Source organism: Pseudomonas sp. 05N434, assembly GCF_056396965.1.
In genome coordinates, this window is sequence record NZ_JBFTMK010000193.1 from 1 (window position 1) to 9,188 (window position 9,188).

At 59.9% G+C, this 9,188-nt stretch carries 4 protein-coding genes and 2 pseudogenes; 4 read left to right on the forward strand and 2 right to left on the reverse strand.

Annotated elements, in window-relative coordinates:
* Both AC1DLB_RS14165 and AC1DLB_RS14170 read left to right on the forward strand, forming a co-directional pair.
* A partial coding sequence (locus AC1DLB_RS14165) for a cytosine permease (RefSeq protein ID WP_477785157.1) occupies nucleotides 1-804 on the forward strand: 804 nt, incomplete at its 5' end.
* A gap of 56 nt (nucleotides 805-860) precedes the next feature.
* Nucleotides 861-1,319, forward strand: a pseudogene (locus tag AC1DLB_RS14170) (aspartate/glutamate racemase family protein); the annotation flags it as partial.
* A 168-nt stretch (nucleotides 1,320-1,487) separates the two neighbouring features.
* On the opposite strand, the gene AC1DLB_RS14175 reads toward AC1DLB_RS14170, so the two are convergent.
* Nucleotides 1,488-2,411 carry a LysR family transcriptional regulator gene (locus AC1DLB_RS14175; protein WP_018925244.1) on the reverse strand — a complete coding sequence of 308 codons (924 nt, stop codon included), beginning with the start codon at nucleotides 2,409-2,411 and terminating at the stop codon, nucleotides 1,488-1,490.
* A gap of 124 nt (nucleotides 2,412-2,535) precedes the next feature.
* On the opposite strand from AC1DLB_RS14175, the gene AC1DLB_RS14180 reads away from it, so the two are divergent.
* A complete protein-coding gene (locus tag AC1DLB_RS14180; protein ID WP_028941072.1) occupies nucleotides 2,536-3,282 on the forward strand; it encodes a 3-oxoacyl-ACP reductase family protein in 747 nt (248 codons plus the stop codon).
* A gap of 74 nt (nucleotides 3,283-3,356) precedes the next feature.
* Here the strand turns inward: AC1DLB_RS14180 and AC1DLB_RS14185 are convergent, their stop codons facing one another.
* On the reverse strand, nucleotides 3,357-4,052 hold the full coding sequence (locus AC1DLB_RS14185) for an HAD-IA family hydrolase (RefSeq protein WP_111454661.1): 696 nt from the start codon (nucleotides 4,050-4,052) through the stop codon (nucleotides 3,357-3,359).
* 262 nt (nucleotides 4,053-4,314) lie between these two features.
* Here AC1DLB_RS14185 and AC1DLB_RS14190 point away from each other — a divergent pair.
* A pseudogene (locus AC1DLB_RS14190) lies at nucleotides 4,315-9,179 on the forward strand (RHS repeat-associated core domain-containing protein).
* Nucleotides 9,180-9,188 lie beyond the last annotated feature (9 nt).

The following is a 9,188-nucleotide window of genomic DNA, read 5'->3' on the forward strand; positions in this document are numbered from 1 at the left end:
ATGTGGCGCAATATCTTTGCCGGCGGCGCCTTGTGGCTGTCGATCTACGGCACGCTAATCCTCAATTTCTGCGACTTCGCCCGCTCTTCTCCCTGCCGCAAGACCATCCGGGTCGGAAATTTCTGGGGCCTGCCCGTCAACATTCTGGTATTCGCCGGGATCACCGTCCTGCTGTGCGGTGCGCAATTTCAGATCAATGGCCGGATCATCGAAAGCCCGACCGAGATCATCGCGTCGATTCCCAATAACTTCTTTCTGGTACTCGGTTGCCTGGCGTTCCTGATTGTCACCGTGGCGGTGAACATCATGGCCAACTTCGTCGCCCYGGCCTTTGTCCTGAGCAATCTGGCGCCCAAATACCTGACCTTCCGCCGCGCCGGGCTGATCAGCGCGACCATCGCTGTGCTGATCCTGCCGTGGAACCTCTACAACAGCCCGCTGGTGATCGTGTATTTCCTGTCTGGCCTCGGCGCCCTGCTCGGCCCGTTGTACGGGGTGATCATGGTCGACTACTGGCAGGTACGAAAAGGCCGGATCAACGTGCCGCAGTTGTACAGCGAAGATCCAGATGGCGATTATTACTACAGCCGCGGGGTCAATTTGCGCGCCGTGGCGGCGTTCATTCCGGCCGCCTTGATCGCCATTGTCCTGGCCCTGGTACCAGGTTTCGACAGCGTCTCGCCATTCTCCTGGCTGATTGGCGCCGGGATTGCAGGGATGCTCTACCTGATCATCGCCAAACGGCAGCCTTACTACGCCGATGTCAGCGGAGAAGCCATCGCGGTCGATAACGTCAGCCATTAATCCTCTTGGCGGCCCGGTGACATCGGGCCGCAAACCACTCGTTATAAGGACCTCCCATGCGAATTCTCGTGGTCAACGTCAACACCACCGAATCAATTACCCAGGCCATCGCCCGTCAAGCACAGTCCGTGGCCGCGCCCGGCACGGAAATCATCGGCCTGACCCCGCATTTCGGCGCCGACTCCATTGAAGGCAATTTCGAAAGCTACCTGGCCGCCATCGCCGTGATGGACCGGGTCATGTCCTACGATCAGCCCTTCGATGCGGTAATCCAGGCCGGCTACGGCGAGCACGGCCGCGAAGGTTTGCAGGAGTTGCTCAACGTGCCGGTGGTGGACATCACCGATGCCGGCGCCAGCACCGCGATGTTCCTCGGCCATGCCTATTCGGTGGTCACCACCCTCGACCGCACCGTGCCGCTGATCGAGGATCGCCTCAAACTCTCCGGGCTCTGGGATCGTTGTGCGTCGGTGCGGGCCAGTGGGTTGGCGGTGCTGGAGCTGGAGTCCGATCCAGAGGTATGCGACGCCTCGGCCGAAGACCATTATTGGTTGGCCTGGGCGGTTTGGGCGCTAGACCGCGTTATCGTTCTTCGCGGGCAAGCCTCGCTCCTACAGGGGTTTGCATCACTCTGTGGGAGCGTGGCTTGCCCGCGATGGCCTCCCCTCGGTCCCAAGCCGGGCTCAAACTGCACTGAACCGCTGCCCCAACCCCTGCTCGGCAAACTGTTCAATGATGAAGTCGACAAACGCCCGGGTCTTGCCCGGCAGCAGTTTGTGCTCGGCGTAATAGATGGAGATATTGCCATCGTCGACGTACCAGTCGGGCAGCACCCGCTGCAAGGTCCCGGCGTCCAGATAGCCAACGGCGAACGGCATGCTCACCAATGCAATGCCCAAATCCTGGGTCGCCGCCGCGCAGGCTGCTTCCGAATCGCTCATGGTCATTCGCGCCTTGAGCGTCAGCGGGCTGTGTTGCCGGTTGCGACAGGTCAGTTGCCAGGAACGCACGCGCCCCGTCTGCGGCGACCGTATCAGGATGCCATCGTGGCGCTGGAGGTCATCGGGCTCGATGATCGCTTCGTGCCCCGCCAGGTACCCGGCTGAAGCCACCAACACTCGATGGGCGGGCGTCAGCTTGCGCGCCACCACGCCCTGGGGCAGTTCGAATCCACCGCCAATCGCCGCATCGAACCCCTGGCCGATCAGGTCGACCTGACGGTTATCGAAATGCCAGTCCGGGTTGATCGCCGGAAAGCGCCGCAAAAACTCTCCGAGCAACGGCACGATGTACAAGCGCCCGAACACCGTGCCCATGCTGACCTTCAGCGTTCCCGCCGGACGTCCTTCGGCGCTGGCCAGGTTGGCCACGGCATTCTGGATCGTGTGCAGGCTGGCGCTGACTTCGCCGAGAAACAGCTGACCGGCCTCGGTCAGCGTCAGGCTACGCGTGCTGCGCTGGAACAGCCGCACACCAAGCCGCGCCTCCAGCTTGGCGACGCTCTTGCCCACCGCAGCAGGCGTCAGGCTCAAGCGTCGCGCAGCCTCGGCGAAGCTGCCGACCTCAGCGCTGCGCACGAAGCATTCGATACTGCTGAAGGTTTCCATAAGCGCCACTATAAACTTCTGGTTTACACAGACTATAGCAATCACGGTCTACCCGCCGGGTAATGCGAAGCCGATACTCGACTCAGACAACAAGGCAGCCTGCCTTGAACTTCTGGAGATTGACATGACCACTCAACACCTCAGCGGTAAAGTAGCTCTGATTCAAGGCGGTTCACGCGGTATCGGTGCTGCCATCGTCAAACGCCTGGCCGCAGAAGGCGCAGCCGTCGCCTTCACCTATGTCAGCTCTACCGCCAAAGCCGAAGACCTGCAAAACAGCATCATCTCCGCTGGCGGCAAAGCCCTGGCCATCAAGGCCGACAGCGCCGATGCCGTTGCTATTCGCAATGCCGTCAATGCCACCGTCGAGGCCTTCGGCCGCCTGGACATCCTGGTCAACAACGCAGGCGTTCTGGCCGTCGCACCGCTGGAGGACTTTAAACTCGAAGACTTCGACCAGACCCTGGCCATCAACGTACGAAGTGTGTTCATAGCCACCCAGGAAGCCGCCCGCCACATGACCGAAGGCGGTCGCATCATCAACATCGGCAGCACCAATGCCGATCGCATGCCTTTCGCCGGCGGTGGCCCGTACGCCATGAGCAAATCGGCGCTGGTCGGCCTGACCAAAGGCCTGGCTCGCGACCTCGGCCCGCGGGGTATCACCGTCAACAACGTGCAACCAGGCCCGGTCGACACTGACATGAACCCCGCCAGCGGCGACTTCGCTGATAGCCTGATCCCGCTGATGGCTGTGGGTCGTTACGGCAACGTGGAAGAAATCGCCAGCTTCGTCGCCTATCTCGCAGGTCCCGAAGCTGGCTACATCACCGGTGCCAGCCTGACCATCGACGGTGGTTTCGGCGCCTGATACACCGCTCGACTGAAACAAAAACGCCGGCAATCAATTGCCGGCGTTCTTTTGTGTCAGGGATTATCGAATGGTCAGTTCCATTCAAGCGCCGGCAAGCCACATGTACCGGGTTTGAACGCCTTCAACGTACGAAGAATGCCATCGGCGTGTGCGTACTTTTCGTCGGCCATCGCCGCATCCGGGACCGCAATCGCCGTCATTCCTGCCGCTTTGGCTGCAGTGACGCCGAACGGCGAATCCTCGAATACCAGGCAATCCCGGGGCGCGACCCCAAGGCGTCGTGCCGCCGTCAGGAAAATATCCGGCGCCGGTTTCGCCGCCCCCACTTCCGGGTCGTCAGCGGTGACAATGAAGTCAAACAGCGCGAACCAGTCGCGGTGCAAAGTGGTTTTCTGACCAAACGACTGACGCGAAGAACTGGTGCCCACCGCGATAGGAATGTTGTTGGCTTTCAAGTGCCGAACCAGTTCCTCTGCTCCGGGCATCGCCAGCGCCGTCGGAAAACGCTCGCGCATCAAGGGCTCGCGGATCACCAGAAACTCTTCGGCGGTGATCGGCAAGTCCAGCGCCTCGACCACATAGCGCGCCAGATCACCCGCGCCACGGCCGATGATGTTCTGTTTGACGCTCCAGTCGAAGGTCCGCCCATAGCGCTCGGCAATGATGGACGTGACCTCGGTGTAAATGCCCTCGGTGTCCAGCAGCAAACCGTCCATATCGAAAATCACGGCCTTGATCGGACCGAACTCATCCAAGGGTGCACTCATCGCATCTGATCCGTTTTCTCATGACATCCCAGGACGGCTCAGGTACGGCCGGATCCGTGATGGATTAAAGGGTTCAGCAGCATAGCGAGCGCGATTGGTCGAGAGCAACGGGCAATGCCTGGCGGATACAAAATCCTCTGCCGAGGGCGCCGTGATGATTTAGCGATTTCCCCTACACCAAACACCTCCTTTCCCGACTTCTTTCCTTTTTGATCCCCCGCAAAGTCTCTCGCTCCACATTGATCAGCGCGAGGGATTGCGAATGTTCGAACCTGACAAGGTCCTGGCCTTGAACAACGCCATCGGTCTGCTGGTGGTCGCCGCCATGAACCCCAAACAGCCGGACATCAAAGCGCTGCTTGGTGATTTCCGACTCTGCCTCAACGACTACGAGGCCTGGGCGGAAAACTTCTGGACCGGTGGCGCGCTCAACGTCGAGCAAGTGTTCAAGGTCGGCAACGAAATCCGGCTCAGCGCACCGAAGGACTCCACCGCGCCTTTCAGTTCAACACTCGCCATGTGCCCGGCCAGCGGTCCGTTGACCCTGGTGCATATGTTTGAAGCCGCGCGTTTCGTGCCGATCGGCGATACGCCGGTGATGCTCGAACCGGTTATCTCCCAGCACAACGGTGAGCTGACGTTCGGTGAGCCCGTCCACGCAACCATCGGCCCCAGCGGCATTCTCGAAATCCCCGAATGCTGGCGCGGCCATCACTATCGCATCACCTTCTTTCCCAATGTTTCCACTGAACACGTCAAAGCACTCTACGCCTCCTATCAGGGCGTGATCGGCGAGCTGGAAGGCTGGTTGCGCAACGAATGGACGAGCGAATTCGAGCCTTTATGGGCAGATTTTTCCAAAGCTGGTTTCACTCAACGCTACGGCCTGCTGCAACAGGCTGACTGGCACAGTTTCGAGCGTTCGTTGCACGGCTTGTGGGATGACGTGAAGCAGGTCTACGCCCTGGTGGCGGACCTGCAAGGCAGCAGCGAAAAACTCCTTGAGTACCTGACACAAGGCGAGCTTGAGACGCTGCTGAACGCTTCGGCTGAAACCATTGCCAATGTGTTGCTGATGTTGAGCGATGAGCCGTTGATGTTCATCCATCTCGCCGCCTTCACCAGTTGGCTGAGGATGTTGCCGCCGCAGTACATCGCCGAAGTCGTGGCACAAGTTCGTACGGAAATATTAATCAGCTTCCTGCTGGTGCGTCTCACAGGTCCTACGGGCCTGAAGCTCGGCATGAGCGCCAAAGTGCTGGACAAGATCAAGTCCCATCGGGCTCGACAATGGTTGGCGACTGCCAGTTTGCGACTGGCCGAACTGACGGCCAAATCCGACCTGACAGCCCACGCTGGTGTCCTCAAACCGCTCGTGGTCAGTGCGCGCAATGCACCGCTGAAACCTGCACCGACGGTTCCACTGCAGATCAGCGCCGGCAACTCACCGGTTGTGCAGGTGAACAATCCACTCGCCATTGCCCGCGACAAGTCTGCAGCCAAGACCCGGCTGGGCCGTCACGAACCCCACGACGATGCACCGAATCAAGCGAAAAACCCCAATGGCGACAGCGCCGATTGCGCGGCACTGACCTGCACCAACGGCTGCCCTGTGTCGATGGTCAGCGGCGAAGAACTGCTGACCCTGACCGACGGTGCGCTGGACGGGCTGCTGCCGTTTGCCCTCACCCGGTTGTACCGCACCAGCGCGGTGGAAATCGATTGCGGGCTGGGCTGGGGCTGGAGCCATTCGCTGGCGCAGCGGTTGGAGCTGGGCGTTGAACAGGTCGTCTGGATCGACCATGAAAACCGTCGCACCACGTTCCCGCTGCCGAGCAACGAACGCCCAGCGATCCACAACAGCCTGTCGCGCGCGGCGATTTATCTCGGTGATGACCCCGAGGAACTGATCCTCGCGCTGGCCGGCGAGACGAGTCGGTTCTACCACTTTCACAACGGTCGACTAACGGCGATCAGTGACGCCTACAACAACCGCCTGCGCATCACCCGCGACCGACAGGAGCGTATTCAACGCCTCGACAACGGTGCCGGTCGTTCGCTGCTGTTGTGCTACGAGCGCAGGCACCTCATCGCCGTCGAATACCAGTCGTTTCACCCCAGCGATGACTTGGGTGAAGCCTGGCGTACAGAGCAAACACTGGCTTTCTACCGCTATGACGCCCGCCAGCGCTTGATCGAAGCGATCAATGCTGCTGGGGAAAGCGAGCGTTACGACTACGACGACCACCATGTAATTTTGCAGCGACAACTGACCGGTGGCGCGAGTTTCTTCTGGGAGTGGGAACGGTCTGGYAAGTCGGCGCGCTGCGTGCGGCATTGGGCGTCGTTTGCGCAGATGGACACGCGCTATGTCTGGGATGACCAGGGCCGCGTCACCGTCCGGAACATCGACGGCAGCGAAGAGGTTTACGTCCATGACGAGCGGGCGCGGCTGGTGCGCCGGGTCGAGCTGGATGGCGGTGAGCAGCTCAAAAGCTACGACGACAGCGGGCGGTTGATTGCTGAGCAGGATCCGTTGGGGGCCGTCACCGAATACCGTTACGACGACGTCGGACGGCTGGTGACACTGATTCCACCGCAGGACGAACCGACGGCCTACGAGTATCGCAACGGTTTCCTGCATGCGCGCTATCGCGGTCAGGCGGTGTGGACCTATCGACGCAATGCTCAGGGGAGCGTCACCGAGGCGGTTGATCCCGACGGTCAGATCACCCATTACCACTACGACGAACAAGGCCGGCTACTGTCGATCCGCTACCCGGACACCAGTCGACATGTCTTTGTCTGGAATGCCCTGGGTCAGTTGCTTGAGGAAACACTGCCAGATGGTGGGCAGCGGCGCTTTTCCTACGATGCGCTGGGACGGCAGACGACTCATCAGGACGAACACGGTGCCGTCACCCAGTACCAATGGGACGCCATTGGCCGACTGGTCCAGACAACATTCCCTACCGGAGCCACCCGCGGGTTCAGCTACAACGCCTACAGCAAGATCACTGCCGAACGCGATGAACTGGGCCGCATCACCCGCTATGAATACGTCGACGACCTGCACCTGGTCAGCCGCCGGATCAATCCCGACGGCACCCAGCTCAAGTACCGCTATGACAATGCGCAGCTGCTGCTGACGGAAATCGAGAACGAATCCGGCGAACACTATCGGCTGGACTACACGCCCAGCGGCCTGATCCGACAGGAAACCGGCTTCGACGGCCGTCGTACCGCGTACGCCTACGATCTCAATGGTCATCTACAGGAGAAAACCGAGTTCGGTGATGACGGCTCGCAGCTGATCACGGGCTATCAACGGGACTCGGCCGGGCGCTTGCTGGTCAAGACCTTGCCCGACGGCATCCAGGTTAAATACCGCTACGACTCGCTGGGCCGGCTGCTCGGTGTCGATGACGGCCACGATCACCCGCTGGAGTTCGAGTACGACCAGCAGGACCGCCTGATCACCGAACATCAGGGCTGGGGCACCTTGCGTTATGGCTACGACGCCTGCGGCCAGCTCAACCGCCTGCGCCTGCCGGACGGCAGCAAACTCGACTACCGCCACGCCAAGGGCGGTGCGCTGACGGCCATTGACCTCAATGGCGCACGACTGACCTCGCATACGTTCCTCGCCGGTCGCGAACAACACCGCCAACAAGGCCTGCTGCTCAGTGAATATGCCTACGACGAACAGGGCCGTCTAAAGGCCCACGCTGTCGGCCAGCACCAACATCCGCTCTACCGCCGCGACTATGCCTACAGCCTCAACGGCAATCTCGACAGCATCGCCGACACCCGCCATGGCCAGCGCAGCTATCAGTACGACCCGCTCAATCGACTGATCCGCGTGCGCCACTCCCGCGACCAACAGCCGGAAAGCTACGCCCACGACCCAGCCGGCAACCTGCTGATGCAGGACCGCCCCGGCCCGACGTCCGTCAAAGGCAATCGCCTGTTGATGCAGGGCGATCGCCACTTCGACTACGACACCTTCGGCAACCTGATCCGCGAGCGCCGTGGCACCGGGCAGAAACTGGTCACCGAATACCGCTACGACTGCCAGCATCGGCTGGTCGGCGTCACTACGCCGGATGGTCGTTGTTCAAGTTATCGCTACGACGCCTTCGGCCGCCGCATCACCAAAACCGTCGACGGCAAAACCATCGAGTTTTTCTGGCAAGGCGACCACCTCGTCGCCGAACACAGCCAGGACCACCATCGCAGCTACGTCTACGAACCCGGTAGCTTCCGCCCGCTGGCGATGCTCGACGGCAAAGGCCCGCGTAAGGCTTGTCCCTTCTACTACCAGCTCGACCACCTCGGCACCCCGCAAGAACTCACGGACTACAGTGGCGACATCATCTGGGCCGCCCGATACACCGCCTATGGCCGCCTCACCCGCCTCAACCGCGACACCCACCAGGTCCTCGATCAACCGCTGCGCTTTCAAGGACAGTATTACGACGCGGAAACCGGCCTGCATTACAACCGGCATCGCTACTACAATCCGGATATCGGACGGTACCTGACGCCGGACCCGAGCAAGTTGGCGGGCGGGTTAAACGGCTATCAGTACACGCGCAATCCGGCGGGTTGGGTTGATCCGTTGGGGTTGAGTGAGTGCCCTGGGGGGGATGGGTGTAAGAAGCCGTCGTTTGGGGATGAGGATCCGGCGGGTAAGGCGGGGGTTGATGAGGGGGATGCTCAACTTCCCTTATATACGGAGGAAAAATATTTATATCGTGGAGATAGCCGCCATCCAGATGAAATTTTTTACCAGGGTTTAAAACCAAGGGTGACAGCAATGATTTGCTACTTCACTCACTTGACAGTAATAAACCACCGAGCAATTTTGTTAGCACTTCTCCAAAAAGAGATGTAGGAATTGATTTCGCAACAAAGTTCAATATGAGAAATGGTTTTTTGTACACTATACGAATGATTCCAGGTAGAGATCTAGTCAAGGAACTTGGAAAAAAATACAAATTTAGTAATGAAAGGGAGGTAGCAATCCAAGGTGGAGTCAAAAGAGAAGATATTCTCGGCGTTACGCCTATTGGTGCTGATGGTCGCCCCACTAGTTACACCACCTTAAATCCGAACAGGAAATAGAAAGTGGAC